This is a genomic window from Pseudomonas sp. K2I15, from assembly GCF_002204795.1.
Classification (GTDB): Bacteria; Pseudomonadota; Gammaproteobacteria; order Pseudomonadales; family Pseudomonadaceae; genus Aquipseudomonas.
The window spans coordinates 256,068-282,115 of sequence record NZ_NIXO01000001.1 but is presented as its reverse complement, the minus strand read 5'-3'; the positions used below and the strand labels follow the sequence as shown (position 1 = coordinate 282,115).

The following is a 26,048-nucleotide window of genomic DNA, read 5'->3' as shown; positions in this document are numbered from 1 at the left end:
ACCTCAATCCAGGCGCTCTACCTGGGGCAATTCCATCGCCTGGACCTCGCCCTGTAGAAAGTCGGCCAGCCGTCGCAAACGCTCACCACCCGGCCGGGTTTTCGGCCATACCAAATAGTAACTTTCCCCACTGGCCACGGCGGTTGGCCATGGCAGGCTCAGGCGGCCCTGGGCCACGTCTTCGGCCACCATCAACAAGTCGCCCATAGACACGCCATAACCTCGGGCGGCGGCGATCATACCCAGTTCCAGTGTGTCGAACACCTGCCCGCCCTTGAGCGAAACCTGGGATGACAAGCCCATGCGCTCCAGCCAGTAGCGCCAGTCACGCCGGTCGGGTGTCGGATGCAGCAACTCGGCCGTGGCCAGCCGGGTGACGTCCCAGGGCCCGTCGCTCAACAGGTTTGGCGCGCCCACCGGAATCAGCAGTTCAGGAAACAGGTAGCTGGCCTCCCAGTCCGGCGGGAAATGGCCATTGCTCAGCAAGACCGCGCAATCGAACGGCTCTTGGTTGAAATCCACTTCATCGACGTTCATCCAGGCGCTGGTCAGTTGCACTTCATTACCCGGCTGCAAATGCCGGAAGCGACTGAGCCGCGCCAGCAGCCAGCGCATGGTCAGGGTGGAAGGCGCCTTCATGCGCAAGATGTCGTCCTCCGCATTCAGCGTATGGCAGGCGCGCTCCAGGGCCGCAAAGCCTTCGCGCACGCCCGGCAGCAACAGGCGCGCCGCCTCGGTGAGCTGCAAGGTGCGGCCGCTGCGCTGGAACAGGCGGCAGGCAAAATGCTCTTCCAGGGTGCGAATGTGCCGGCTCACCGCGCTTTGGGTAATCGACAATTCTTCCGCCGCCCGGGTGAACGAGTTGTAGCGGGACGCGGCTTCAAACGCGCGCAAGGCGTAAAGAGGAGGGAGACGACGAGACATGGGGAAAGCTCCGACGGCGCAATATCGAAACCCTACCAGAATCATTCAGGCATGAGTTTTAATCATGCAAGCCATCAGATTTATCCCTTTGTGCAAAGCGCTGTGAGCGCCGAGAATCAACCCTTCCACTCTTCCCCGACTTTTTGAGCGTGATGATCATGCAGCATCCGGCACGTACCGAACTCTGGGCCATTCTGCGGCTGTCAGGGCCGCTGATTGCCTCACAGTTGGCCCACATGCTGATGGTGCTGACCGACACCCTGATGATGGCCCGCCTGAGCCCCGAGGCCCTGGCCGGCGGCGGCCTGGGTGCGGCGAGCTATTCGTTCGTGTCGATTTTCTGCATCGGCGTGATCGCAGCCGTAGGCACGCTGGTCGCGATTCGCCAGGGCGCAGGCGACATCGAAGGCGCCACCCGGCTGACCCAGGCCGGGCTGTGGCTGGCCTGGTTGATGGCGCTGGTGGCCGGTTTGCTGCTGTGGAATCTCAAGCCGGTGCTGCTGATGTTCGGCCAGACCGAAACCAACGTCGCCTCAGCCGGCCAGTTCCTGACCATCCTCCCGTTCGCCCTGCCCGGCTACCTGACGTTCATGGCCCTGCGCGGCTTCACCAGTGCGATCGGCAAGGCCACGCCGGTGATGGTCATCAGCCTGTGCGGCACGGTGATCAACTACCTGCTCAACCACGCGCTGATCGAAGGCATGTTCGGCCTGCCGAAACTCGGGCTGGTGGGCATTGGCCTGGTCACGGCCGTCGTTGCCAATTGCATGGCACTGGCGCTGGTCTGGTACATCAAATACAACCGCGCCTACGACGCGTATCCGCTGCGCAAGGGCCTGCTGCGGCCCAACCTGCATTACCTGCGGGAACTGTGGCGCCTGGGCCTGCCGATTGGTGGCACCTACGCGGTGGAAGTCGGGTTGTTTGCCTTCGCGGCGCTGTGCATGGGCACCATGGGCAGCACCCAATTGGCCGCGCACCAGATCGCCCTGCAGATTGTGTCGGTGGCGTTCATGGTGCCGGCGGGCATGTCGTACGCGATCACCATGCGCATCGGCCAGCATTACGGTGCCGGGAACCTGCTGGAAGCGCGTCTGGCCGGGCGGGTTGGTATCGGCTTTGGCGCACTGGTGATGCTGGGCTTTGCAGCGGTGCTGTGGTTGTTCTCGCACCAACTGATCAGCTTGTTCCTCGACCAGAACGACCCGGCGTTTCGCGATGTGATCAACCTCGCGGTCAGCCTGCTGGCGGTGGCGGCGTGGTTTGAGCTGTTCGACGGCGTGCAGACCATCGCCATGGGCTGCATTCGTGGGCTCAAGGATGCCAAGACCACGTTCCTGGTCGGGCTGGGTTGCTACTGGCTGATCGGCGCACCGGCCGCGTGGCTGATGGCGTTTAACCTCGGCGGGGGGCCGACCGGCGTGTGGTGGGGCCTGGCCCTGGGCCTGGCGTGCGCGGCAGTCAGCCTGACCTGGGCGTTTGAACGGAAGATGAAGCGGATGATTCGCCAGGAGCCTGAAACCCACCGCGGGTTTCAAGCCGCACAGCCTGAGTAACGACTGTACTCGGTCAAACGTGGGAGCGGGCTTGCTCGCGAACGCGGTGGGTCAGCTGTGAATTAGTTGGCTGAAATACCGCATTCGCGAGCAAGCCCGCTCCCACATTTTTGATCGTGGTTCACAGCGTTAGATCACGCCGCCCACCAACTGCTGGCTGTCACCAAACGTCAGGTAGTCCACCAGTTCGGCCAACGGCAACGGCTTGCTGATCAGATACCCTTGGGCCTGGTCACAGCCGAACAACCGTAGCAACGCCAACTGCTCGGCGGTTTCCACGCCCTCGGCCACCACTTCCAGGTTGAGGTTGTGGGCCAGGTTGATCATCGCGTGGACCAGCTTACGGTTCTCTTCGCGCTCTTCCATGCCGCCGACAAAACTCTTATCGATCTTCAGCAAGGCAATCGGCAGGCTGTTGAGGTGCACGAACGACGAAAAGCCGGTGCCAAAATCATCCAGGGAAAAGCGCACGCCCAGCCGGCCAAGGGCGTCCATGGTCTGCTTGACCAGGTCGCTGCGGCGCATCACGGCGGTTTCCGTCAGCTCAAACTCCAGCCATTGGGCTTCCACGCCGCGCTCGGCAATCAGCCGGCTGAGGGTGCTGAGCAATTGGCTGTCCTGGAACTGGCGGAACGACAGGTTGACCGCCATGTGCAACGGCGCAATCCCGCGCTCGCGCAGGTCTTGCATGTCGCGCAGGGCCCGGGAAATGACCCAGTAGCCCAGCGGCACGATCAAGCCGCTCTGCTCGGCCAGCGGCACGAACTCGCTCGGCGGCAACAGGCCGCGCTCGCCGTGGCGCCAGCGCACCAGCGCTTCGAGGCCGACGATATGCCCGTCGTCGAGGTCCAGGCGGGGTTGGTAATGCAGTTCCAGTTCGTCACGGCGCAACGCCCGGCGCAGTTCGCTTTCAAGGTCAGCGAGGCTGCGGGCATTGCGGTTGATGCGTTCGTTGAAGATATGAAAGGTGCAGCCCTGGGTGCTCTTGGCTTGCTGCATGGCGATGTGCGCGTGCCACATCAGCGGGTCGGCGCCGGCCTTGGCGCGGGCATGCGCCACACCGAGGCTGCAACCGATCAGCAGGCTTTCGCCATCGACCCAATACGGTTCGGCCATGGCTTCGATGATGCGCTCGGCCATCCATTCGGCGCGCTGGGGCGCACGGCGGGTGTCGATCAGCAGGGCGAATTCATCGCTGCCCAGGCGCGCCAGTTGGTCGCCGGCCTCCAGCTGGCTTTTAAGCCGCGAGACCACTTGCAGGATCAGCCGGTCGCCAGCCTGGTGGCCGAGGGCGTCGTTGGCGTGGCGAAAGTTGTCCAGGTCGAGGTGACCGAGGGCGACGCCACGGCCTTCGTTTTCCGCCAGGCGGGCGGTCAACAGGGTCTGGAAACCCTGGCGGTTGGCGATGCCGGTCAGCGGGTCCTGCTCGGCCAGGCGTTGCAGGGTGTTTTCCAGCACACCGCGCTCGCGCACATGCCGCAGGCAACGGCGCAATGTATCCGCATCCAATACATTCAGGATCAGCCAGTCGCTGACGCCGAGGGGCGAAACCAGAGGTTCCTCATCCAGCAATAATACCGTTGGCAAGCTGCAACGACCGGGGCCGGGCTGAAGACTGGCCGTGGTCAACAACACCGCACTGTGATCGTCGTCGAACAAATTGCTCACAGACTCCCAGTTTGGTGCGCTGATCAGCACAGCTCCGTCGCCCATCGGCGCCAGGCACTCGCGCAATAACGCTGCCCACGCCGGCATATCGGCCAGTAGCAGCAAACGCAAGGGTTCGACAGGCGTAGACAAGCTAGCTCCCTAGACTCTGCAAAATTTCGTTGGCGGCGGGCATTATGACGTGCGACCCGATAATGACCAAAGATATGGGTTATCAAATACGCACTGTGCGGCTCTAGAACGAACAATAGTCCTAAATACCCTGCACATCCTGCGGCAAAGTAACAAAACCGGCAAATTTAGATCGAGTGGTACGTCACACTGTCGTTCAGAGGCAGCAGAATCTTGCCAGCCTGTTAAAATGCCCGCCCTTTTGATCAATGACTTCCTGAATTTCGTATGTCCCGACTCAATCCCCGGCAGCAAGAAGCCGTGAACTACGTCGGCGGCCCTCTATTGGTGCTCGCCGGTGCCGGTTCCGGCAAGACCAGCGTGATCACCCGCAAGATCGCGCACCTGATCCAGAGCTGCGGCATCCGTGCCCAGTACATCGTCGCCATGACCTTTACCAACAAGGCGGCGCGGGAAATGAAAGAGCGCGTCGGCACCCTGCTCAAGGGTGGCGAAGGCCGTGGCCTCACCGTGTGTACCTTCCACAACCTGGGGCTGAACATCATCCGCAAGGAGCATGTGCGGTTGGGCTACAAGCCGGGCTTCTCGATCTTTGACGAGACCGACGTCAAGGCCCTGATGACCGACATCATGCAAAAGGAATACGCGGGCGACGACGGCGTCGACGAGATCAAGAACATGATCGGCTCGTGGAAAAACGACCTGATCCTGCCCGCCGAAGCCCTGGAAAACGCGCGTAACCCCAAGGAACAGACCGCCGCCATCGTCTACACCCACTACCAGCGCACGCTCAAGGCGTTCAACGCGGTGGACTTCGACGACCTGATCCTGCTGCCGGTGAAGCTGTTCCAGGAACACGCCGACATCCTTGAAAAGTGGCAGAACAAAGTCCGCTACCTGCTGGTGGACGAATACCAGGACACCAACGCCAGCCAGTATTTGCTGGTGAAGCTGCTGATCGGCAAGCGCAACCAGTTCACCGTGGTCGGCGACGACGACCAGTCGATCTACGCCTGGCGCGGCGCCCGCCCGGAAAACCTGATGTTGCTCAAGGACGATTACCCGTCCCTGAAAGTGGTGATGCTGGAGCAGAACTACCGCTCCACCAGCCGCATCCTGCGTTGCGCTAACGTGCTGATCTCGAACAACCCCCACGAGTTTGAAAAACAACTGTGGAGCGAGATGGGCCACGGCGACGAGATCCGCGTGATCCGCTGCCGCAACGAAGACGCCGAAGCCGAGCGCGTGGCCGTCGAACTGCTCACGCTGCACCTGCGCACCGACCGGCCCTACAGCGACTTTGCGATCCTGTACCGCGGTAACTACCAGGCCAAGCTGATCGAGCTGAAGCTGCAGCACCACCAGATTCCGTATCGTCTGTCGGGCGGCAACAGCTTTTTCGGACGCCAGGAAGTGAAAGACCTGATGGCCTACTTCCGGCTGATCGTGAACCCGGACGACGACAACGCCTTCCTGCGGGTGATCAACGTCCCACGCCGGGAAATCGGTTCGACCACCCTGGAAAAGCTCGGTAACTACGCCACCGAACGCAAGATCTCGATGTACGCCGCCACCGACGAGATCGGCCTGGGCGAACACCTGGACACCCGCTTCACCGATCGCCTGGCGCGCTTCAAGCGCTTCATGGACAAGGTGCGCGAGCAATGTTCCGGCGAAGACCCGATCAGCGCCCTGCGCAGCATGGTCATGGACATTGACTACGAGAACTGGCTGCGCACCAACAGCTCCAGCGACAAGGCTGCCGATTACCGCATGGGCAACGTGTGGTTCCTGATCGAGGCGTTGAAAAACACCCTGGAGAAGGACGAAGAAGGCGAGATGACCGTCGAAGACGCCATCGGCAAGCTGGTCCTGCGGGACATGCTTGAACGCCAGCAGGAAGAAGAAGACGGCGCCGAAGGCGTGCAGATGATGACCTTGCATGCGTCCAAGGGCCTGGAATTCCCCTACGTGTTCATCATGGGCATGGAAGAGGAAATCCTCCCGCACCGCTCCAGCATCGAAGCCGACACCATCGAGGAAGAACGGCGCCTGGCCTACGTGGGCATTACCCGCGCGCGTCAGACACTGGCCTTTACCTTTGCCGCCAAGCGCAAGCAGTACGGCGAGATCATCGATTGTGCCCCCAGCCGGTTCCTCGACGAACTGCCGCCGGACGACCTGGCGTGGGAAGGCAACGACGACACACCGACCGAAGTCAAAGCCGTTCGCGGCAACACCGCCCTGGCGGATATACGCGCGATGTTAAAGCGCTAGAATCGACTACTTTTTAATCTACTTTCGGCGCGTGTTGCGCCAACAGAGGAAGCTTTCGTGGAAGCACTGCACAAGAAAATTCGCGAAGAAGGCATCGTGCTTTCCGATCAGGTACTTAAGGTCGACGCCTTTTTGAACCACCAGATCGACCCGGCACTGATGAAGCTGATCGGCGACGAGTTCGCTGCGTTGTTCAAGGATTCGGGGATCACCAAGATCGTCACCATCGAAGCCTCGGGCATTGCGCCGGCAATCATGACCGGCCTGAACCTGGGTGTGCCGGTGATTTTCGCACGCAAGCAGCAGTCCCTGACCCTGACCGAAAACCTGCTGTCGGCGACGGTGTATTCCTTCACCAAGAAAACCGAAAGCACCGTGGCGATTTCTCCGCGCCACCTGACCAGCAGCGACCGCGTGCTGATCATTGATGACTTCCTGGCCAATGGTAAGGCGTCCCAGGCGCTGATTTCGATCATCAAACAGGCCGGCGCGACCGTGGCGGGCCTGGGGATTGTGATCGAGAAGTCGTTCCAGGGTGGCCGTGCGGAGCTGGACGCGCAGGGTTATCGGGTTGAGTCGCTGGCGCGGGTGCAGTCGCTGGCGGGTGGGGTTGTGACCTTCATCGAGTAAGCACTGATCGTTCTCACGCTCTGCGTGGGAACGATCATCACGGTACGGTTGCCTGAAGCCCTGCCAACAACAGGCGCTGATACAGGTCCTCTTTCAACCCCTCCGGCTTATCCAGCCGCATCCGCACCAAATGCTCGGGAAACGCCGCAGGCTCCGGTGCATCCAACGCCGCCTTACCCAGCTCCAAAATCTCCGTCAGCTTGAATTTGCTCTTGAGCCAGTTCAACGCCCGCAACAAATCCCGCTCTTCATCCGTGAAATCACAGCCCAACGGATACTCCGGAAACAACCGTGGGTGCCGCGCCTGAATCGCCTGCAAACGCTCCGGCGTGTTGTCGGCAAAGCGCGGATCCAGCTGGAAATCCTTCGGCAACTTCCCAGCCTTTTGCGCCTGGTCGATCAAGTCTTCCTGGAACCGCGAGTCGGTGATATTCAGCAGCCTCTCAATCACCTTGGCATCGGTCTGCCCGCGCAAATCCGCGATCCCGTATTCGGTGATGACGATGTCCCGCAGGTGCCGAGGAATCGTGCAGTGCCCGTACTCCCAGACAATATTGGAACTGACGTCACCACCCGATTCGCGCCAACTGCGCAGGATCAGGATCGAGCGCGCGCCTTCCAGCGCATGGCCTTGGGCGACGAAGTTGTATTGCCCGCCAACGCCGCTGAGCACGCGACCGTCTTCCAACTGGTCGGCCACGCCCGCGCCCATGAGGGTCACGGTAAACGCGCTGTTGATAAACCGTGCATCGAGGCGCTGCAAGCGCTTGAGCGCTTCTTGCCCGTACAGCTCGTTGATGTAGCTGATGCGGGTCATGTTGAATTCCAGGCGCTTGCTCTGTGGCAAGTCCCGCAAGCGCTCGTAAAAACTGCGCGGCCCGAGGAAGAAGCCGCCATGCACCGAGATCCCGTCGGTCTGCGCCGCTTCGTCCAGGGTGCCGGCGTTGGCCCGCTGCTGGGTCGCGACGTCCGGGTACACCTTGCGCCGCACAATTCCGGCATCGGCCAGCACCAGCAGGCCGTTGACGAACATTTCGCTGCAACCGTAAAGGCCACGGGCGAACGGCGCGACGCCGCCTTCATGGCTGATCAGCGGCGCCCATTGGTACACATCCAGGTCGGTGAGCAGCAGGCGATACGCCTCGTTATCTGCCTGGCGCGCCAGTAACGCAGCGGTCAGCGCGTCGCCCATGGAGCCGATGCCGATCTGCAAGGTGCCGCCGTCGCGCACCAGGGTGCTGGCGTGCAAACCGATAAAGTGATCCTGGAAACCCACCGGCATGTTCGGGGTGGAGAACAGCGTGGTGCTGTCCTTCTCGTCGATCAGAAAGTCGAATTCGTCCATGCCAAGCTCGGCGTCGCCGGGCATGTAGGGCAAATCACTGTGCACCTGGCCCACCACCAGAATGGTCTCACCGGCCTCGCGGCGCTTGGCGATCATCGGCAACAGGTCGAGGGTGATGTCGGGGTTGCAGCTCAGGCTCAGGCGGTCCGGGTGTTCGGCGCTACTGGCTACCAGTTGTGCCACGAGGTTCAGGCCAGCGGCGTTGATGTCACGGGCGGCATGGCTGTAGTTGCTGCTGACGTAATCCTGCTGCGCCGAAAGGCTGTGGAGCAAACTGCCGGGCTGCAGGAAGAACTGTTGCACGTGAATGTTGGGCGGCAGGTTGTCCTTACGCAGCGCAGCGAGGAAATCCAGCTCGGGATAGTCACCAAAAACCCGTTCGATAAAGGGTTCGAGAAAGCGCTTCTGCAAACCGTCACCCAAGGTGGGACGGCCCAGGGCCAGTGCGGTGTAGATCGTCAGCGCCCGGTCCGGCAGCTTGGCGATACGCCGGTACAGCGCGTTGGCGAACAGGTTGGGTTTGCCCAGGCCCAGGGGCATGCCCATGTGAATATGCGCCGGCAACCGTGCCAGTACGTCGTCGACTGCTTGCTCGATTGAACACAACTGCACCATCCGACTTCTCCCGAACATTCCATGAATTGGGGTTGGACCGAGCTTGCCGGGTCTTTGCTGCAAAGAACAGCCTCAAAAGGTAAATCGCGGGCACAAAAAAGCCGCTGGTCAGCGGCTTTTTTGGCGAAGATCGGTTTATTTAAGCCCCGACATCTTCTCGATCGCGCCTTTAAGCTCGTCATCCGAGCAATCGGCACAGGTGCCTTTTGGCGGCATGGCGTTCAGGCCCGTGATGGCCTTGGCCAGCAGGCCGCTGAGGCCACCCTGGTGATCCGCGCGGTCTTTCCAGGCCGCGGTGTCGCCAATTTTCGGTGCGCCCAACAGGCCAGTACCGTGGCAAGCGTTGCAGTGTTTGGCGATCACGTCATCCGGCGATTTAGCACCACCGCCACCGCCCGCCGCCACTGCCACTTCCATCCCCTTGCACTCTTGCCCCTGGACGCAAACCTGGCCGACAGGCTCCAGGCGTTTGGCAATTTCATCATTGGTCGCAGCTTGAGCGCTGACGGCCCAAAGGGCCAGTACGGTTGCTGGTGCAGCCAGCATTTTCATAATTAGGTTCACGCGTTCACCCTCAATGGTGGCTATTCACGCCTGCGGCCACGGTTTCGCAGGCGGCGAAAGTATAACGGTTAGCCCGCCCCGCTGAAACAACCCTATTAAACAAAGGGAGATTCAGCAGCGCGGAATGCAGCTACGGGAGTCTCTGCGACATAGGCAGGACGCCTCTTTTCTTAAAAGTTCGCGGGTGTGGCTGCGCTGATTAGTCGCGCCGGCACTTCGAACGGGTTGCGAAAACGGTGCGGCTTGGTGCTTTCAAAGTAGTAGCTATCGCCGGCTTCGAGCACAAAAGTTTCAAGGCCGACCACCAGCTCCAGGCGACCTTCCACCAGAATCCCGGTTTCCTCGCCCTCATGGGTGAGCATCTCTTCGCCGGTATCAGCACCTGGCGGGTAGATCTCGTTGAGGAACGCAATCGCCCGGCTCGGATGTGCGCGGCCCACCAGTTTCATGGTGACGGCGCCGTCGGAGATGTCGATCAGCTCATTGGCTTTATAGACGATCTGGGTCGGTTTTTCCTGGAGGATCTCCTCGGAAAAGAACTCCACCATCGACATGGGTATGCCGCCCAGCACCTTGCGCAAGGAGCTGATAGAGGGGCTGACACTGTTTTTTTCGATCATCGAAATAGTGCTGTTGGTGACGCCCGCGCGCTTGGCAAGCTCACGCTGGGAAAGACCTTTCAGTTTACGGATGGATTGCAGTCGTTCGCCGACGTCCAATGCAGGAGCCTCCTAGGATTCAGGCGTTGTTGTAATTGAGCGTTATCATGGCGACAGCGTTCAGTATTTACAACACTTTGGCCTAAATCCCGGGATCTGCCATTCGTAGGTGCCGCTCAAGCGCCGGAATAGAGCCGTGGCACCCGGCGCAGGTTGCAGAAAATCTGATAGGGAATGGTGTCGGCAGCGGTGGCAACGTCACTGGCGAGGATGTTTTTGCCCCACAACTCGACGGTAGAGCCGAGCCCGGCCTGTGGCACGTCGGTCAGGTCGATACACAGCATGTCCATCGACACACGGCCCAGCAACTGGCTGCGCTGGCCGGCCACCAGCACCGGCGTGCCGGTAGGTGCGTGGCGCGGGTAGCCGTCGGCATAACCCATGGCAACCACGCCGATGCGCATCGGTTTCGGGGTGATGAATTTTGCGCCGTAGCCCACCGGCTCGCCGGCCGGCAGTTCACGTACGCAGATGACTTTCGATTCGAGGGTCATCACCGGCTGCAAACGCGCGGCGATGGCCTGGTCTTCACCAAATGGGGTGGCGCCGTAGAGCATGATGCCCGGGCGTACCCAGTCGCTGGAAACGTTCGGCCAGCCCAGCACAGACGGCGAATTGCGCAGGCTGACCAGGGCGGACAAGCCCTGGCGCGCCGCTTCAAACACTGCCACTTGTTCTTCGCTGCTGGTGCTGTCCAGCTCATCCGCACGGGCGAAGTGGCTCATCAACACGATCTTCGCGACTTTGCCGCTGGCCAGCAGGCGCTGATAAGCGGCGTGATAATCCTTGGGGTGCAAGCCAACACGGTGCATGCCCGAATCAAGCTTGAGCCACACGGTCAGCGGCTTGCTGAGCGACGCCTGCTCGATGGCGTCCAGTTGCCACAGCGAATGCACCACACACCAGAAATCATGCTCGATGATCAGCGGCAGCTCGTCGGCTTCGAAAAAGCCTTCGAGCAACAGCACCGGCGCACGAATCCCGGCGGCCCGCAGTTCCAGGGCTTCCTCGATGCAGGCCACGGCAAACCCGTCCGCCTCGGTTTCCAGCGCCTGAGCCACGCGCACGGCACCATGGCCGTAGGCATCCGCCTTGATCACGGCGAGGGCCTTGGCCCCACCCGTGACTTCACGGGCCAGTTGGTAGTTATGGCGCAGGGCTTGGAGGTCGATCAGGGCACGGGCAGGACGCATGGCGGCAGGCTTCTAGGCGGCGGTGGGAAGAAAAAACCGACACCCGCTGACAACGCGAGCACCGGGAGAGGAGTTTTGCTTAAGGCAGAGCAGCCACAACCGACAGCTCAACCAGGATTTGCGGTTCGCAGAGCTTTGCTTCAACCGTGGCACGGGCTGGCGCGACGCCTTTTGGCAGCCATTTGTCCCATACCGCGTTCATCCCGGCGAAATCGGCGTCGATGTCCTTCAGGTAGATGGTCACCGACAGCAACTTGCTCTTGTCAGTACCGGCCAAGTCCAGCAAACGCTCGATATTAACGAGGGTTTCGCGGGTCTGCTGTTCAATCCCGGCACTCATGTCGTCGCCGACTTGCCCGGCCAGATACACGGTACCGCTGTGAACAACGATCTGGCTCATTCGCTCATTGGTGAGCTGGCGCTGGATTGACATGTTTTGCGGACTCCTGGTGGTTGCCATAACGGGAAATATCGAGGCCTGCGGCGCTGATCTGCGGGGTTTTCTTCGCGATCAAGTCCGCCAGCAAACGACCAGAGCCACAGGCCATGGTCCAGCCGAGGGTGCCGTGGCCGGTGTTCAGGAACAGGTTTTTGAACGGGGTCGCCCCCACGATCGGCGTACCGTCCGGGGTGGTCGGGCGCAGGCCGGTCCAGAAACTGGCCTGGCTCAAATCACCGCCCTGAGGATAAAGGTCGTTGACGATCATCTCCAGGGTTTCCCGCCGACGCGGGTTAAGCGACAGGTCAAAACCGGCTATTTCAGCCATGCCGCCGACGCGGATGCGGTTGTCGAAACGGGTGATCGCGACCTTGTAGGTCTCGTCGAGAATGGTCGAGGTCGGGGCCATCGCCGCGTTTGTGATCGGCACGGTCATCGAGTAACCCTTGAGCGGGTACACCGGCGCCTTGATCCCCAGCGGCTTGAGCAATTTCGGCGAGTAGCTGCCGAGGGCGAGCACGTAGCGGTCGGCGGTTTCCAGCTTGCCGTCGATCCACACACCGTTGACCCGGTCACCGGCGTAGTCCAGGCGCTGGATATCTTGCTCGAAGCGGAATTCGACACCCAGTTGCTTGCACATGTCGGCAAGGCGGGTGGTAAACATCTGACAGTCGCCCGTCTGGTCGTTCGGCAGGCGCAGGGCACCGGCCAGGATGTCAGTGACGTTCGCCAGGGCCGGCTCAACCCGGGCAATACCGGCGCGGTCCAGCAGCTCGTAAGGCACGCCAGACTCTTTCAACACGGCGATGTCCTTGGCGGCGCCATCCAACTGGGCTTGGGTGCGGAACAATTGCGTAGTCCCAAGGGTACGGCCTTCGTAGGCAATGTCGGTTTCGGCGCGCAATTCGTCGATGCAGTCGCGGCTGTACTCGGACAGGCGCACCATGCGCTCCTTGTTCACCGCATAACGGCTGGCGGTGCAGTTGCGCAGCATCTGCGCCATCCACAGGTACTGGTCGATGTCGGCGGTGGCCTTGATCGCCAGAGGCGCATGGCGTTCCAGCAGCCATTTGATGGCTTTGAGCGGCACACCCGGCGCAGCCCATGGCGAGGCGTAGCCCGGCGAGATCTGCCCGGCGTTGGCAAAACTGGTCTCCATGGCCACAGCCGGTTGACGGTCGACCACGACCACTTCAAAACCAGCTCGTGCCAAATAGTAGGCACTGGCCACGCCAATGACACCGCTACCCAAGACCAGAACGCGCATGTTTATTCCCTCATCACGGCCAGACCGCTGACGTTTGTTGTTCAGCACAAAGATGTGGGCAGTATAAAAAGCAATCGCCAGTGCATTTCACTATATAACTGCCTATATTTGGCGACAATTCTCGGCAAAAACCCTTTTCACGGAGGAGCATCCCCTATGCGGACCAACACTCAGACCAAGCGGGAACTGGACAAGATCGACCGCAACATCCTGCGCATCCTGCAGGCAGACGGGCGAATTTCGTTTACTGAGCTGGGGGAAAAGGTCGGCCTGTCGACCACGCCGTGCACCGAGCGGGTCCGGCGTCTGGAGCGCGAAGGGATCATCATGGGCTACAACGCCCGGCTCAATCCGCAGCATTTGAAGGGCAGTTTGCTGGTGTTTGTCGAGATCAGCCTGGACTACAAGTCCGGCGACACCTTTGAAGAATTCCGACGTGCCGTGCTGAAGTTGCCCCACGTGCTGGAGTGTCACTTGGTCTCCGGGGACTTCGACTACCTGGTGAAGGCGCGGATCTCGGAGATGGCGTCGTACCGCAAACTGCTCGGCGATATCCTGCTCAAGCTGCCCCACGTAAGGGAGTCCAAGAGCTATATCGTGATGGAAGAGGTGAAGGAAAGTTTGAACCTGCCCATCCCGGATTGAGGGCTAGACCAGCACTTGCCGCGTGCTCGCCATGTACTCGTGTATCTGCTTCTCCACCCGTGGATGGATCAACTCCACCGGGCCGCGGCCGTTGGGGCATGGCAAGGTTGGCGTGGTGCCAAACAGGCGGCAAATCAGCGGGCGTTCGCCGTACACGGTGCAGCCGTTGGGGCCCAGGTGCACGCAGTTGAGTTCGTCCATCGCCGCTTCCTGCTCGGCAGCGGTCTTGCGCGGCAGGCGCGACATTTCCTCGGTGGACGTGGTCACCGGCCCACAGCAGTCATGGCAACCCGGGACGCACTCGAACGAGGGAATCTGCCGGCGCAGCGCGTTGACTTTCTGGCTGTTGCAACTCATCGACACAGGGACCGAACGGTGAATAGGCGTGGATTCTGCCCTAAAAGCCCCCGTTGAGACAGCTTCGTCCGACCGCTGTATCCTGCGTCAAATTTTCCAAACAGGGAGGCTCCCCATGACCGCCAGCGCCCGGCACGCCAATTCCTACTACGCCGCCAGCAGTTTCCCGCAGCCTGATTATCCGATGCTGACAGGTGAAATCGTGGCCGATGTGTGCGTGGTCGGCGGCGGTTTTTCGGGGCTGAACACCGCCCTGGAACTGGCTGAACGGGGTTTCAGCGTGGTGTTGCTGGAGGCGCGCAAAATTGCCTGGGGCGCCAGCGGGCGCAATGGCGGGCAGTTGATTCGTGGCGTCGGTCACGGCCTGGACCAGTTCACCAACGTCATCGGCACCGATGGCGTGCGCCAGATGAAACTGATGGGCCTGGAAGCGGTGGAGATCGTGCGCCAGCGGGTCGAACGTTCGCAGATCGCCTGCGACCTGACCTGGGGTTACTGCGACCTGGCCAACAAACCCCGCGACCTGGAACACCTGGCCGCCGACGCCGAAGAACTGCAAAGCCTCGGCTATCGCCATGAAGTGCGCCTGCTACAAGCCAGCGAAATGCGCAGCGTGATCGGCTCCAATCGGTACGTGGGCGGCATGATCGACATGGGCTCCGGCCACCTGCACCCGCTGAACCTGGCTCTAGGTGAGGCGGCAGCAGCACAGCAGTTGGGCGTCCAGTTGTTCGAGCATTCCGAGGCGGTGCGCATCGATTACGGCCCCGAGGTCAACGTTCACACCGCCCAGGGCAACGTGCGCGCCAAGACCTTGGTGCTGGGCTGCAACGCTTATTTGAACGGCCTCAACCCGCACCTGAGCGGCAAAGTGCTGCCCGCTGGCAGCTACATCATCGCTACCGAACCGTTGAGCAAAGCCCAGGCAGCCGAACTGCTGCCGCAAAACATGGCGGTGTGCGACCAGCGAGTGACGGTGGACTACTTCCGACTGTCAGCCGACCGACGCTTGCTGTTCGGCGGCGCCTGCCATTATTCCGGACGCGACCCACAGGACATCGGCGCCTACATGCGGCCGAAGATGCTGCAGGTGTTCCCGCAACTGGCCAACGTGAAAATTGATTACCAATGGGGCGGCATGATCGGCATCGGCGCCAACCGCCTGCCGCAGATTGGCCGGCTGGCCGACCAACCCAACGTGTATTTCGCCCAGGCCTATGCCGGGCACGGGCTCAATGCCACCCACCTGGCGGGCAAACTGCTGGGCGAAGCCATCAGCGGCCAGCAAAGCGGGCGTTTTGACCTGTTTGCCAAGGTGCCGCACATCACCTTCCCGGGCGGCAAGCATTTGCGCTCGCCGCTGCTGGCGCTGGGAATGCTCTGGCACCGGTTGAAAGAACTGGTCTGAATCAACCGCGCCAGAAGGGTTTCAGCCCTTCCTGGCGCGCCTGTTCGACGTTCAGGCCAATATCGCGCAACTGCTCGGGAGTCAGTTCCAGCAAGGTTTTGCGCGTGTGCATGCGGTGCCAGAACAGGGACCAGCGGCCCAGCGCACGCGGCATGGTGCGTGCCGACATCCCCTGCTGCTGCCCTGCTTCAAGTTCCTGACTGTGTAACGCCAACCGCACATCGCTCAAACCGCTCATTTTCCTGCCCCTCATTTACGTATTGCCATGAGTCCGTAGGATGAGCCGGTGCGCAAAACCATGACAGATTCAACCACCCAGTATTAAATCCATACAGATACTGCCTATCTGCGGCTGAATCCTGTATTTTCAGCCTATCTGTACTGGTAACCGGGAAGCATCGCCATGACGCTATACGTCAACCTCGCCGAACTGTTGGGCACGCGCATCGAGCAGGGCTTCTATCGCCCGGGCGATCGATTGCCATCAGTGCGGGCCTTGAGTGTGGAGCACGGGGTGAGCCTGAGCACCGTACAGCAGGCCTATCGCGTGCTGGAAGACAACGGCCTGGCGATGCCCAAGCCCAAGTCCGGCTACTTCGTACCGGTAGGCCGCGACTTGCCGGCACTGCCCGCCGTAGGCCGCCCGGCCCAGCGCCCGGTGGAAATATCCCAGTGGGACCAGGTACTGGAACTGATTCGCGCGGTACCACGCAAAGACGCCATACAGTTGGGCCGAGGCATGCCAGATGTATTGTCGCCGACCATGAAACCCCTGCTGCGCAGCCTCGCCCGAATCAGCCGGCGCCAGGACATGCCGGGGCTGTATTACGACACCATCCACGGCAACCTGGACCTGCGCGAACAGATCGCGCGCCTGATGCTCGATTCAGGCTGCCAACTGACGCCCCAGGACTTGGTGGTCACCACCGGCTGCCACGAAGCGTTGTCCGCCAGTATCCACGCCATCTGTGAGCCTGGAGACATCGTCGCCGTCGACTCGCCAAGCTTCCACGGCGCCATGCAAACCCTGAAGGGCCTGGGCATGAAAGCCCTGGAAATCCCCACCGACCCGCTCACCGGGATCAGCCTGGAAGCGCTGGAGCTGGCACTGGAGCAGTGGCCGATCAAGGTCATCCAGCTGACCCCCAACTGCAACAACCCGCTAGGCTACATCATGCCGGAGTCGCGCAAATGCGCGCTGCTGACCCTCGCCCAGCGCTTTGACGTGGCGATCATCGAAGACGATGTGTATGGGGAATTGGCCTACAGCTACCCGCGTCCACGCACCATAAAATCCTTCGACGAAGATGGCCGCGTCGTACTGTGCAGCTCCTTCTCGAAAACCCTGGCACCCGGCCTGCGGATCGGCTGGGTGGCACCCGGCCGTTACCTGGAGCGCGTGCTGCACATGAAATACATCAGCACCGGCGCCACCGCTACCCAGCCGCAGATCGCGATTGCCGAGTTCCTCAAAAACGGGCATTTCGAACCGCATTTGCGGCGGATGCGCACCCAATACCAGCGTAATCGTGACTTGATGCTCGAGTGGGTCAGCCGCTATTTCCCTGTGGGCACCCGCGCCAGCCGCCCACAGGGCAGTTTCATGCTGTGGGTGGAACTGCCGGAAGGCTTCGATACGCTGAAGCTCAACCGATTGCTGGTGGATGAAGGTGTACAGATTGCTGTGGGAAGTATCTTTTCCGCCTCCGGCAAGTACAGGAACTGCCTGCGCATGAACTACGCTGCCAAACCAACGCCGCAGATTGAAGAGGCTGTGCGCAAGGTCGGCGCAACCGCCATCAGGCTGCTGGCCGAAACAGTGGACTGACCTTTCTCGGGAAATAGCCGTCATATGCCGACAACCGCCCTGATCCGGAACCCATGTCATTGATGACCCAACGGCTATTACCGTTTTTCCTGCTGGGCATCCTGGCCCTGGGCGGCTGCGCCACCATCGACCCGCCACGCACGCCCAGCCAGGCGCTGCCCGCCAGCGAGTCGTCATTCGGCCGCTCGATCCAGGCCCAGGCTGCGCCGTACAAAGGCCGCTCCGGGTTCCGCCTGCTGCCTAACAGCAGCGAGGCCTTCATGGCCCGCGCCGAACTGATCCGCAACGCCCAGACCAGTCTCGATTTGCAGTACTACATCGTCCACGACGGCATCAGCACCCGCATGCTCGTGGACGAGCTGCTCAAGGCCGCCGACCGTGGCGTGCGCGTGCGCATCCTGCTGGACGACACCACCAGCGACGGCCTGGACCAGATCATCGCCACCCTAGCCGCCCACCCGCACATCCAGATCCGCCTGTTCAACCCGCTGCACCTGGGCCGCAGCACCGGCGTCACGCGGGCCATGGCGCGGCTGTTCGACCTGTCGCTGCAACACCGGCGCATGCACAACAAGCTGTGGCTGGCAGATAACAGCGTGGCCATCGTTGGCGGGCGCAACCTGGGGGATGAGTATTTCGACGCCGAACCCAACCTCAACTTCACCGATATCGACATGCTCAGCGTGGGCCCGGTGGCCGAGCAACTGGGCCACAGCTTCGATCAGTACTGGAACAGTGCCCTGAGCAAACCCATCGGCGACTTCGTCAGCAATGCCTCCAAAAGCGACCTGGCCAGCGCCCGCGTACGCCTGGAAGACTCACTTGCCGAGTCACGCCAGCAAAACCATGCGTTGTATAACCGCCTGCGCACCTACAAGACCCAGCCGCGCATGGACATCTGGCGCCGCGAGCTGATCTGGGCCTGGAACCAGGCGCTGTGGGATGCGCCGAGCAAAGTGCTGGCCAAGGCCGATCCGGACCCCCGGCTGCTGCTGACCACCCAACTGGCGCCGGAGCTGGAAGGTGTCAGCCATGAACTGATGATGATTTCGGCTTACTTCGTACCGGGGCAGCCTGGGCTGGTGTACCTGACCGGTCGTGCGGACGCCGGCGTCTCGGTGAGCCTGCTGACCAACTCCCTGGAAGCCACCGACGTGCCAGCGGTGCATGGCGGTTATGCGCCCTATCGCAAGGCACTGCTGGAGCATGGGGTGAAGCTCTACGAATTGCGCCGCCAGCCGGGAGACGGTGGCGGCAGCGGCCCCCATCTGTTCCGCAAAGGCACCTTCCACGGCTCGGACTCCAGCCTGCACAGCAAGGCGATCATCTTTGATCGGGAGAAATCCTTCATCGGCTCATTCAACTTCGACCCGCGCTCGGTGCTGTGGAACACCGAAGTCGGAGTGCTGGTAGACAGCCCGGAGCTGGCGGAACACGTGCGCAACCTGGCGCTGGAAGGCATGGCGCCGGCCTTGAGCTACGAGGCGAAACTACAAGATGGCCAAGTGGTGTGGGTGACCGAAGACAACGGCCAACTGCACACCCTGACTCGCGAACCGGGCAGTTGGTGGCGCCGCTTCAATGCCTGGTTCGCCACATCCGTCGGGCTGGAACGCATGCTTTAAGAACAGCGCAGAGCCCTGTGGGAGCCGGGCTTGCCCGCGATTGCGGAGTGTCAGGCACAGGATGCGCAAGCTGACACTTCGCTATCGCAGGCAAGCCAGCCAGCTCCCACAGTTGTTCGCATTTCAAGTTCAGGCCGGCTGTGTAGCGCCGAATGCGCCTTGGCGAAGTAACAGAATCACCAGCCCCAACGCCCCCGCCGCCATCAACAGCGGCAAGGCATGCCCGCTGATCCACTGGCTGCCCGCGCCGGCCACCAGTGGCCCGATCAGGCAGCCAATGCCCCACAGCTGCGCGATATGCGCATTAGCACGCACCAAAGCGTCGTCACGGTAGCGTTCGCCAATCAGGATCAGCGACAAGGTGAATAACCCGCCGGCACTGGCCCCGAACAGCACCCACACCGGCCAGATCATCAGCGTATCCAGCAACGGTGGAATCGCCAGGCTCGTCGCCAGCAGCATCAGCGCGCAGCCGAGAAACAGCGTGCGCCGAGGCAGATAATCCGCCAGTGCGCCGATGGGCAATTGCAACAACGCATCACCGACCACCACCGTGCTGACCATCGCCAAGGCAATCTCGGCGGTAAAGCCTTGTTGCAGGCAATACACCGGCAACAGCGTAAGAATCATCGCTTCGAACGCGGCGAATAACGCCACCGCCCAGGCAATCGCCGGCAAGCCCTGGCAGAAGCGCAGCAAGTCGCCGAAGGTCACGCTGAAGGACTCGGCGGTCGGCGCGCCGGAACGGCCCAGGAGCAGGATCGGCGAGAAGGTCAGCAAGCCGACACCGACCCAGAATCCAATGTCGTTATTCGTGCCCAGCGCGCCCAGCAACAACGGGCCCGACAGTTGACTCAAGGCATAGCTGCAGCCATACAGCGCCACCAGACGGCCGCGCCAGCGCTCTATCACCAGTTGGTTGATCCAGCTTTCGCCGAGGATAAACACGATGGTCAGGATCACCCCGATCATCAGCCGCAGCACCAGCCACACCGGGTAGCTGGGCAATACCGCCAGCAAACCGATGGAAATCGCCCCGGCCCACAGGCACAGGCGCATCAGGTTCGCCGTGCCCAGGCGCGAGGCCAGGCCGCTGGAGACCTTGGCGCCGAGCAGCACACCGAAGGCCGGCATCGCGGCCATTACACCGATGGCGAAGCTGCCGTAGCCCCAGCTTTCCAGGCGCAGCGACACCAGCGGCATGCTCACGCCCAGGGCCAGGCCCACGCTCAAGACCGACGCCAACACGGCGAAATAGGTCGCCCAACGCATTTCCACGCTCCTGTGGATCATTATTTTTCAGGGCCGCAAACGAACTGTAGGAGCGAGCTTGCTCGCGAAAAACTTGAGCGCGCTGCGGGCATTCAGAATGCCTGCGTCATCGTTCAAGTCCATCGCGAGCAAGCTCGCTCCTACAGGGGTCGCCGGGGTTACTTACAACTTGATCCAGGTCGCCTTCAGCTCGGTGTACTTGTCGAACGCGTGCAGCGACTTGTCGCGGCCGTTACCCGACTGCTTGAAACCACCAAACGGTGCGGTCATGTCGCCGCCATCGTACTGGTTGACCCACACGCTACCGGCACGCAGTGCCTTGGCGGTGAGGTGCGCCTTGGAGATGTTCGACGTCCACACCGCAGCGGCCAGGCCGTATTGGGTGTCGTTGGCGATCGCAATGGCTTCTTCTACGCTGTCGAAGGCAATCACCGACAGCACTGGGCCGAAGATTTCTTCCTGGGCGATCTTCATGGCGTTGGTCACGCCGTCAAAAATCGTTGGCTCGACGTAAGTGCCGCCACTTTCCTGCAACGTGCGCTTGCCACCAGCCACCAGCTTGGCGCCATCAGCATGCCCGGCTTCGATGTACGACAGCACGGTGTTCATCTGCTGGGTGTCCACCAGCGCACCGACCGTAGTGGCCGGATCCAGCGGGTTGCCTGGCTTCCAGGCCTTGAGGGCCTCGATCACCAGCGGCAGGAATTTATCCTTGATGGAACGCTCTACGAGCAGGCGCGAGCCGGCGGTGCACACTTCGCCCTGGTTGAAGGCGATGGCGCCGGCGGCGGATTCGGCAGCGGCTTGCAGGTCCGGGGCATCGGCAAACACGATGTTCGGGCTCTTGCCGCCAGCTTCCAGCCAGACGCGCTTCATGTTCGACTCGCCGGAGCGGATCAGCAATTGCTTGGCGATCTTGGTGGAACCGGTGAACACCAGGGTGTCGACGTCCATGTGCAGCGCCAGGGCGTTGCCCACGGTGTGGCCATAGCCCGGCAGCACGTTGAACACGCCTTTCGGGATACCGGCTTCAACGGCCAGTGCAGCGATGCGGATGGCGGTCAGCGGCGACTTTTCAGACGGCTTGAGGATCACCGAGTTACCGGTAGACAGCGCCGGCCCGAGTTTCCAGCAGGCCATCATCAGAGGGAAGTTCCACGGCACGATGGCCGCGACAACGCCGACTGGCTCACGGGTCACCAGGCCCAGTTGGTCGTGGGGGGTGGCTGCGACTTCGTCGTAGATCTTGTCGATGGCCTCGCCGCTCCAGCTCAACGCTTGCGCCGCGCCTGGGACGTCGATGTTCAGGGAATCACTGATCGGCTTGCCCATGTCCAGGGTTTCAAGCAGTGCCAGCTCTTCGGCGTTGGCCTTGAGCAAGCCGGCGAAACGGATCATGGTGGCTTTGCGCTTGGCCGGCGCCAGGCGCGACCAGGCACCGGAATTGAAGGTGGCGCGGGCGTTTTCAACGGCGCGCTGGGCGTCGGCGAGGTCACAGCTGGCAACGGTTGCCAGCAGGCGGCCATCGACCGGGCTCAAGCATTCGAACGTGTCACCGGAAACGGCGGCAGTGTATTCGCCATTGATGTAGGCGCGGCCTTCGATCTTCAGATCCTTGGCGCGTTGTTCCCAGTCGGCACGGGTCAGGGTGGTCATGCGAGTGTCCTCCTCTTGTTGAATACAAGGGCCAGGCGATGTACCCAGCACCTTCGAAGAATTCTTGCCCGGCCAGCCAGCTGTTCGGCTCAAGGCAGCTGCCACCCTAAACCAGCGACGATGGATGTTTCAATATATTTGACATAACGGCAGCAAACGCCCTTGCGATGTTCATTTTAATAAACATAGACTTTGAGCTCTCCAACCGCAGGCCAGACGGGACACGCCCATGAACATCCAGAATATCGTCGACTTCAGCCAGGCCAGGACCGAGCCTGATCGCTACCGTCCGGCCGCGGAGAAAATCCTCAAGGGCGACCCCGAGCAAACCGTCTACAACCACTACAACAGCCCGTGCGGCCAAATGAACGCCGGGGTATGGGAAGGTGAAGTCGGGCAGTGGACGGTCAACTACACCGAGCATGAGTACTGCGAGATCGTGCAGGGCGTTTCTGTATTGCGCGACGCCGACGGCAACGCCAAGACCTTGCGGGCCGGCGACCGGTTCGTCATTCCGGCAGGCTTCAGCGGCACCTGGGAAGTGCTTGAACCCTGCCGCAAGATCTACGTGGTGTTCGAAGAAAAGGCCTGATCAATTCTTCAGGCACAAAAAAAAGCCCGCATCGTGAGATACGGGCTTTTTTTCACAAGAAAGAAAACCAATTACTTGATTTTGCCTTCTTTGTAGATCACGTGCTTACGAACGCGCGGGTCGAACATTTTCTTTTCGAGCTTGTCCGGGGTAGTACGCTTGTTCTTGTCGGTAGTGTAGAAGTGACCAGTACCGGCGCTAGAGATCATTCGAATCAATTCACGCATGATTTAGCTCCTTAGATTTTGCCGTCGCGGCGCAGTTCGGCCAGCACGACAGTGATGCCACGCTTGTCGATGATACGCATGCCTTTGGCAGATACGCGCAGACGAACAAAACGTTTCTCTTCTTCAACCCAGAAGCGGTGATGCTGCAGGTTTGGCAGGAAACGACGACGGGTTTTGTTGTTTGCGTGGGAAATGTTATTCCCAGTCACCGGACCCTTACCGGTAACTTGACAGACTCTCGACATGCCTCAGCCCTCTAAAACCACATGCCCAACCCGGCATGGGTTGGCCGCTTAATCTCTCAGTCATTTGGCGCCAGGCGCCGCGTTTCTTTAGGGTCTTACCGGCTACACCTACTAGCGAAGGAACCGGGCCCCTAGAAAAGAGCGCTGCTTTATACCAGAAAGACCCCAGTGCAACAACAGGCCGTGTGTTTTTACACGCGTAAATCCAGGCTATGGACGCCTGAACCGTTGCCAGGGTGGGCCGCTACAGAAGCTAACCGCTCGTCGCACAGAATGATTTACAGCGCCCGCGCGCACTGCAAAGTGCTCGGCAAAACGACCTGAGGCGCCATCAAAACAGTATTTGAGGCAAAAGCACAGGCAAAAATGGGCTAGTCATTTGTCAATCAGCCTACTACGGTAGGACTTTTCCAGACTGCACTCGCAGATGGGCCTTCGATCTGCAAAGGAAACCGAATATGCGCCTCGCTGCCCTACCGCTATTGCTAGCCCCTCTTTTTATTGCTGCACACGCCCAGGCGGCCACCACCTTGAGCGTCTGCACCGAAGCCAGCCCCGAAGGCTTCGACGTGGTGCAATACAACTCGCTGACCACCACCAACGCCTCGGCAGACGTATTGATGAACCGACTGGTGGACTTCGACGCTGCCAGCGGCAAGCTGGTCCCGAGCCTGGCGGACAGCTGGGAAGTGTCGCCGGACGGCCTCACCTACACCTTCAAGCTGCACCCGGACGTTAAATTCCATCGCACCGAATACTTCACCCCAAGCCGCAGCCTGACCGCCGAAGATGTGCGCTTCAGCTTCGAGCGCATGCTCGACCCGGCCAACCCGTGGCACAAGATCGCCCAGAGCGGCTTCCCCCACGCCCAGTCGCTGCAACTGCCCACGCTGATCAAGAAGATCGACGCCCTCGACCCGCTGACCGTGCGCTTTACCCTGGACCACGCCGACTCGACCTTCCTCGCCGCACTGAGCATGGGTTTTGCTTCGATCTACCCGGCGGAATACGCCGACAAACTGCTCAAGGCCGGCACCCCGGAGAAACTCAACAGCCAGCCTATCGGCACCGGGCCGTTCATTTTCGGGCGCTTCCAGAAAGACGCATCGATTCGCTACAAGGCCAACCCGGACTACTTCGCCGGCAAGCCTGCGGTGGATAACCTGATCTTTGCGATCACCCCTGACGCCAACGTGCGCCTGCAAAGATTGCGTCGCGACGAGTGCCAGATCGCCTTGTCACCCAAGCCACTGGATATCGATGCCGCCAAGAAAGACGCCGACCTGAAGATCGAGAAAACCGCAGCCTTCATGACCGCGTTTGTCGCCATCAACAGCCAGCACCCGCCTTTGGACAAGCCGGAAGTTCGCCAGGCGATCAACCTGGCCTTCGACAAGGCGAGCTACCTCAAGGCCGTATTCGAAGGCACCGCCGAAGCCGCTAACGGCCCCTTCCCGCCCAATACCTGGAGCTACGCCAAGGACTTGCCGGGCTACCCGCAAGACATCGCCAAGGCCAAGCAGCTACTGGATCGCGCCGGGCTCAAGGACGGCTTCAAGACCACCATCTGGACCCGGCCGTCGGGCAGCCTGTTGAACCCCAACCCAAGCCTCGGCGCGCAGTTGCTGCAAGCGGACCTGGCCAAGGTCGGCATCCAGGCTGAAATCCGCGTGATCGAATGGGGCGAGCTGATCCGCCGCGCCAAGGCTGGCGAGCACGACCTGCTATTCATGGGCTGGGCCGGCGACAACGGCGACCCGGATAACTTCCTCACTCCGCAGTTCTCCTGCGCCGCAGTGAAGTCTGGCACCAACTTCGCTCGCTACTGCGACCCTGCGCTGGACAAGCTGATCAGCGCCGGCAAGACCACCAGCGAACAGGGCGTGCGCAGCAAGCTGTACCAGCAAGCCCAGGCGCAGATCCAGCAACAGGCACTGTGGCTGCCATTGGCACATCCGACCGCGTTTGCGCTGACTCGCAAGAATGTCGAGGGGTATCAGGTGAGCCCGTTCGGTCGCCAGGATTACTCCAAGGTCAGCGTCAAACCATAAGCCCGGCCTCCTGTAGGAACGAGCTTGCTCGCGAAGGTCGTTAACGATAACGCGGGAAACCTGACACCCAACGGTGCTCTCAGGTTTTTCGCGAGCAAGCTCGCTCCTACAGAACCTACATCCAGCCATATTCCGCCATCGACAGCGGATCACCCTCCCCCACAATGATGTGGTCCAGCACGCGCACGTCCACCATCTCCAACGCCTGTTGCAGCACTTTGGTCAATTTTCGATCAGCGATGCTGGGCTCGGCGCTGCCGGAAGGATGGTTGTGGCACAGGATCACCGCCGCGGCGTTGTAGTCCAAGGCCCGCTTGACCACTTGCCGGGGGTAGACCGTGGCATTGTCGATGGTGCCTTGAAACAGCTTCTCGAAACCCAGCACCCGATGCTTGGCATCGAGAAACAGGCAGCCAAATATCTCGTGGGGCTCATGGCGTAACAGTGCCTTGAGGTAGTCACGCACGGCCACCGGGCTTTCCAGCACCGAATCATTGCGCAGGCGCTCGGCCAGATGGCGACGGGCCATTTCCAGCACCGCCTGGAGCTGGGCAAACTTCGCCGGCCCCAACCCCAAGTGCTGGCTGAACACCAACTGCCGGGCCTCCATCAACGCCCTCAGGCTGCCAAATTGCGCCAGCAGGTGCCGCGCCAGGTCCACGGCACTTTTACCAGCCACACCCGTGCGCAGGAAAATCGCCAGCAGTTCGGCGTCGGAAAGACTCGCCGCCCCCAACTCCAACAGCTTCTCCCGCGGACGCTCTGCCGCAGGCCAATCGCGAATACTCATGGCACCTCCGTGTGCATGTGCGC

Annotated in this window: 24 protein-coding genes and 1 pseudogene; 10 read left to right on the top strand and 15 right to left on the bottom strand. The window is 61.2% G+C overall.

Translation table 11 applies throughout. The features are described from left to right. Positions 1-3: 3 nt before the first annotated feature. On the bottom strand, positions 4-924 hold the full coding sequence (locus CEC48_RS01310) for a LysR substrate-binding domain-containing protein (RefSeq protein WP_088422089.1): 921 nt from the start codon (positions 922-924) through the stop codon (positions 4-6). Positions 925-1,076: 152 nt separating this feature from the next. On the opposite strand from CEC48_RS01310, the gene CEC48_RS01305 reads away from it, so the two are divergent. After that, positions 1,077-2,480, top strand: a complete 1,404-nt coding sequence (locus CEC48_RS01305) for a NorM family multidrug efflux MATE transporter (protein WP_088422088.1) — start codon at positions 1,077-1,079, stop codon at positions 2,478-2,480. A 129-nt stretch (positions 2,481-2,609) separates the two neighbouring features. On the opposite strand, the gene CEC48_RS01300 is transcribed toward CEC48_RS01305, so the two are convergent. Beyond that, positions 2,610-4,280, bottom strand: a complete 1,671-nt coding sequence (locus CEC48_RS01300) for a bifunctional diguanylate cyclase/phosphodiesterase (protein WP_088422087.1) — start codon at positions 4,278-4,280, stop codon at positions 2,610-2,612. A gap of 267 nt (positions 4,281-4,547) precedes the next feature. Here CEC48_RS01300 and rep point away from each other — a divergent pair, with 267 nt between their 5' ends. Together rep and CEC48_RS01290 are read left to right on the top strand one after the other, a co-directional pair. Continuing rightward, positions 4,548-6,557, top strand: a complete 2,010-nt coding sequence (rep, locus tag CEC48_RS01295) for a DNA helicase Rep (protein ID WP_088422086.1) — start codon at positions 4,548-4,550, stop codon at positions 6,555-6,557. A gap of 57 nt (positions 6,558-6,614) precedes the next feature. After that, the gene (locus CEC48_RS01290) at positions 6,615-7,187 is read left to right on the top strand and encodes a xanthine phosphoribosyltransferase (protein WP_008439415.1); all 573 of its coding nucleotides are present in this window, start codon (positions 6,615-6,617) and stop codon (positions 7,185-7,187) included. A gap of 37 nt (positions 7,188-7,224) precedes the next feature. Here CEC48_RS01290 and CEC48_RS01285 read toward each other — a convergent pair whose 3' ends face one another. From CEC48_RS01285 to dadA, 6 genes are all read right to left on the bottom strand, one after another. After that, a complete protein-coding gene (locus CEC48_RS01285) occupies positions 7,225-9,147 on the bottom strand; it encodes an acetyl-CoA hydrolase/transferase C-terminal domain-containing protein (RefSeq protein ID WP_088422085.1) in 1,923 nt (640 codons plus the stop codon). A 135-nt stretch (positions 9,148-9,282) separates the two neighbouring features. Beyond that, positions 9,283-9,699 (bottom strand): cytochrome c5 family protein, encoded by a 417-nt coding sequence (locus tag CEC48_RS01280; RefSeq protein WP_088422084.1) that lies wholly within the window; start codon positions 9,697-9,699, stop codon positions 9,283-9,285. Positions 9,700-9,881: 182 nt separating this feature from the next. Continuing rightward, positions 9,882-10,430 carry a cupin domain-containing protein gene (locus tag CEC48_RS01275; RefSeq protein WP_003208755.1) on the bottom strand — a complete coding sequence of 183 codons (549 nt, stop codon included), beginning with the start codon at positions 10,428-10,430 and terminating at the stop codon, positions 9,882-9,884. Between the two features lie 116 nt (positions 10,431-10,546). Beyond that, positions 10,547-11,623 (bottom strand): alanine racemase, encoded by a 1,077-nt coding sequence (gene alr / locus CEC48_RS01270; protein WP_088422083.1) that lies wholly within the window; start codon positions 11,621-11,623, stop codon positions 10,547-10,549. A 79-nt stretch (positions 11,624-11,702) separates the two neighbouring features. Beyond that, positions 11,703-12,056: a RidA family protein gene (locus CEC48_RS01265; RefSeq protein ID WP_088422082.1), complete on the bottom strand. Its 354-nt coding sequence runs from the start codon at positions 12,054-12,056 to the stop codon at positions 11,703-11,705. Continuing rightward, the gene (dadA, locus tag CEC48_RS01260; protein ID WP_088422081.1) at positions 12,028-13,329 is read right to left on the bottom strand and encodes a D-amino acid dehydrogenase; all 1,302 of its coding nucleotides are present in this window, start codon (positions 13,327-13,329) and stop codon (positions 12,028-12,030) included. Before dadA ends, CEC48_RS01265 begins: the two co-directional genes overlap by 29 nt. A 156-nt stretch (positions 13,330-13,485) precedes the next feature. Here dadA and CEC48_RS01255 point away from each other — a divergent pair, with 156 nt between their 5' ends. After that, complete coding sequence (locus tag CEC48_RS01255; RefSeq protein WP_003206849.1) at positions 13,486-13,974, top strand: Lrp/AsnC ligand binding domain-containing protein; 489 nt, start codon at positions 13,486-13,488, stop codon at positions 13,972-13,974. A gap of 3 nt (positions 13,975-13,977) precedes the next feature. Here CEC48_RS01255 and CEC48_RS01250 read toward each other — a convergent pair whose 3' ends face one another. Further along, positions 13,978-14,331 (bottom strand): YkgJ family cysteine cluster protein, encoded by a 354-nt coding sequence (locus tag CEC48_RS01250; RefSeq protein ID WP_088422080.1) that lies wholly within the window; start codon positions 14,329-14,331, stop codon positions 13,978-13,980. Between the two features lie 115 nt (positions 14,332-14,446). Between CEC48_RS01250 and CEC48_RS01245 the strand changes: the two genes are divergently transcribed. Further along, positions 14,447-15,739: an FAD-binding oxidoreductase gene (locus tag CEC48_RS01245; RefSeq protein ID WP_088422079.1), complete on the top strand. Its 1,293-nt coding sequence runs from the start codon at positions 14,447-14,449 to the stop codon at positions 15,737-15,739. Between the two features lies 1 nt (position 15,740). Here CEC48_RS01245 and CEC48_RS01240 read toward each other — a convergent pair whose 3' ends face one another. Beyond that, positions 15,741-15,977: a DUF1127 domain-containing protein gene (locus tag CEC48_RS01240; protein WP_088422078.1), complete on the bottom strand. Its 237-nt coding sequence runs from the start codon at positions 15,975-15,977 to the stop codon at positions 15,741-15,743. A gap of 165 nt (positions 15,978-16,142) precedes the next feature. Here CEC48_RS01240 and CEC48_RS01235 point away from each other — a divergent pair, with 165 nt between their 5' ends. Together CEC48_RS01235 and CEC48_RS01230 are read left to right on the top strand one after the other, a co-directional pair. Continuing rightward, complete coding sequence (locus tag CEC48_RS01235; protein WP_088422077.1) at positions 16,143-17,567, top strand: PLP-dependent aminotransferase family protein; 1,425 nt, start codon at positions 16,143-16,145, stop codon at positions 17,565-17,567. 62 nt (positions 17,568-17,629) lie between these two features. Beyond that, the gene (locus tag CEC48_RS01230) at positions 17,630-19,192 is read left to right on the top strand and encodes a phospholipase D family protein (RefSeq protein WP_088422076.1); all 1,563 of its coding nucleotides are present in this window, start codon (positions 17,630-17,632) and stop codon (positions 19,190-19,192) included. Positions 19,193-19,321: 129 nt separating this feature from the next. Here the strand turns inward: CEC48_RS01230 and CEC48_RS01225 are convergent, their stop codons facing one another. Continuing rightward, positions 19,322-20,464, bottom strand: a complete 1,143-nt coding sequence (locus tag CEC48_RS01225; RefSeq protein ID WP_088422075.1) for an MFS transporter — start codon at positions 20,462-20,464, stop codon at positions 19,322-19,324. A gap of 162 nt (positions 20,465-20,626) precedes the next feature. Continuing rightward, positions 20,627-22,120 (bottom strand): aldehyde dehydrogenase, encoded by a 1,494-nt coding sequence (locus tag CEC48_RS01220; RefSeq protein ID WP_088422074.1) that lies wholly within the window; start codon positions 22,118-22,120, stop codon positions 20,627-20,629. A gap of 229 nt (positions 22,121-22,349) precedes the next feature. Here CEC48_RS01220 and CEC48_RS01215 point away from each other — a divergent pair, with 229 nt between their 5' ends. Beyond that, positions 22,350-22,712, top strand: a complete 363-nt coding sequence (locus CEC48_RS01215; protein ID WP_088422073.1) for a cupin domain-containing protein — start codon at positions 22,350-22,352, stop codon at positions 22,710-22,712. A gap of 71 nt (positions 22,713-22,783) precedes the next feature. Here CEC48_RS01215 and rpmG read toward each other — a convergent pair whose 3' ends face one another. Both rpmG and rpmB read right to left on the bottom strand, forming a co-directional pair. Then, positions 22,784-22,939 carry a 50S ribosomal protein L33 gene (gene rpmG / locus CEC48_RS01210; RefSeq protein WP_003176906.1) on the bottom strand — a complete coding sequence of 52 codons (156 nt, stop codon included), beginning with the start codon at positions 22,937-22,939 and terminating at the stop codon, positions 22,784-22,786. An 11-nt stretch (positions 22,940-22,950) separates the two neighbouring features. Further along, positions 22,951-23,184 carry a 50S ribosomal protein L28 gene (gene rpmB, locus CEC48_RS01205; protein WP_007920377.1) on the bottom strand — a complete coding sequence of 78 codons (234 nt, stop codon included), beginning with the start codon at positions 23,182-23,184 and terminating at the stop codon, positions 22,951-22,953. Positions 23,185-23,642: 458 nt separating this feature from the next. Between rpmB and CEC48_RS01200 the strand changes: the two genes are divergently transcribed. Next, the gene (locus CEC48_RS01200) at positions 23,643-25,235 is read left to right on the top strand and encodes an ABC transporter substrate-binding protein (protein ID WP_088422072.1); all 1,593 of its coding nucleotides are present in this window, start codon (positions 23,643-23,645) and stop codon (positions 25,233-25,235) included. Positions 25,236-25,259: 24 nt separating this feature from the next. Further along, a pseudogene (locus CEC48_RS31725) lies at positions 25,260-25,346 on the top strand (outer membrane lipoprotein carrier protein LolA); the annotation flags it as partial. A 4-nt stretch (positions 25,347-25,350) separates the two neighbouring features. Here CEC48_RS31725 and radC read toward each other — a convergent pair. Continuing rightward, the gene (gene radC, locus CEC48_RS01195) at positions 25,351-26,025 is read right to left on the bottom strand and encodes a DNA repair protein RadC (RefSeq protein ID WP_088422071.1); all 675 of its coding nucleotides are present in this window, start codon (positions 26,023-26,025) and stop codon (positions 25,351-25,353) included. Positions 26,026-26,048 lie beyond the last annotated feature (23 nt).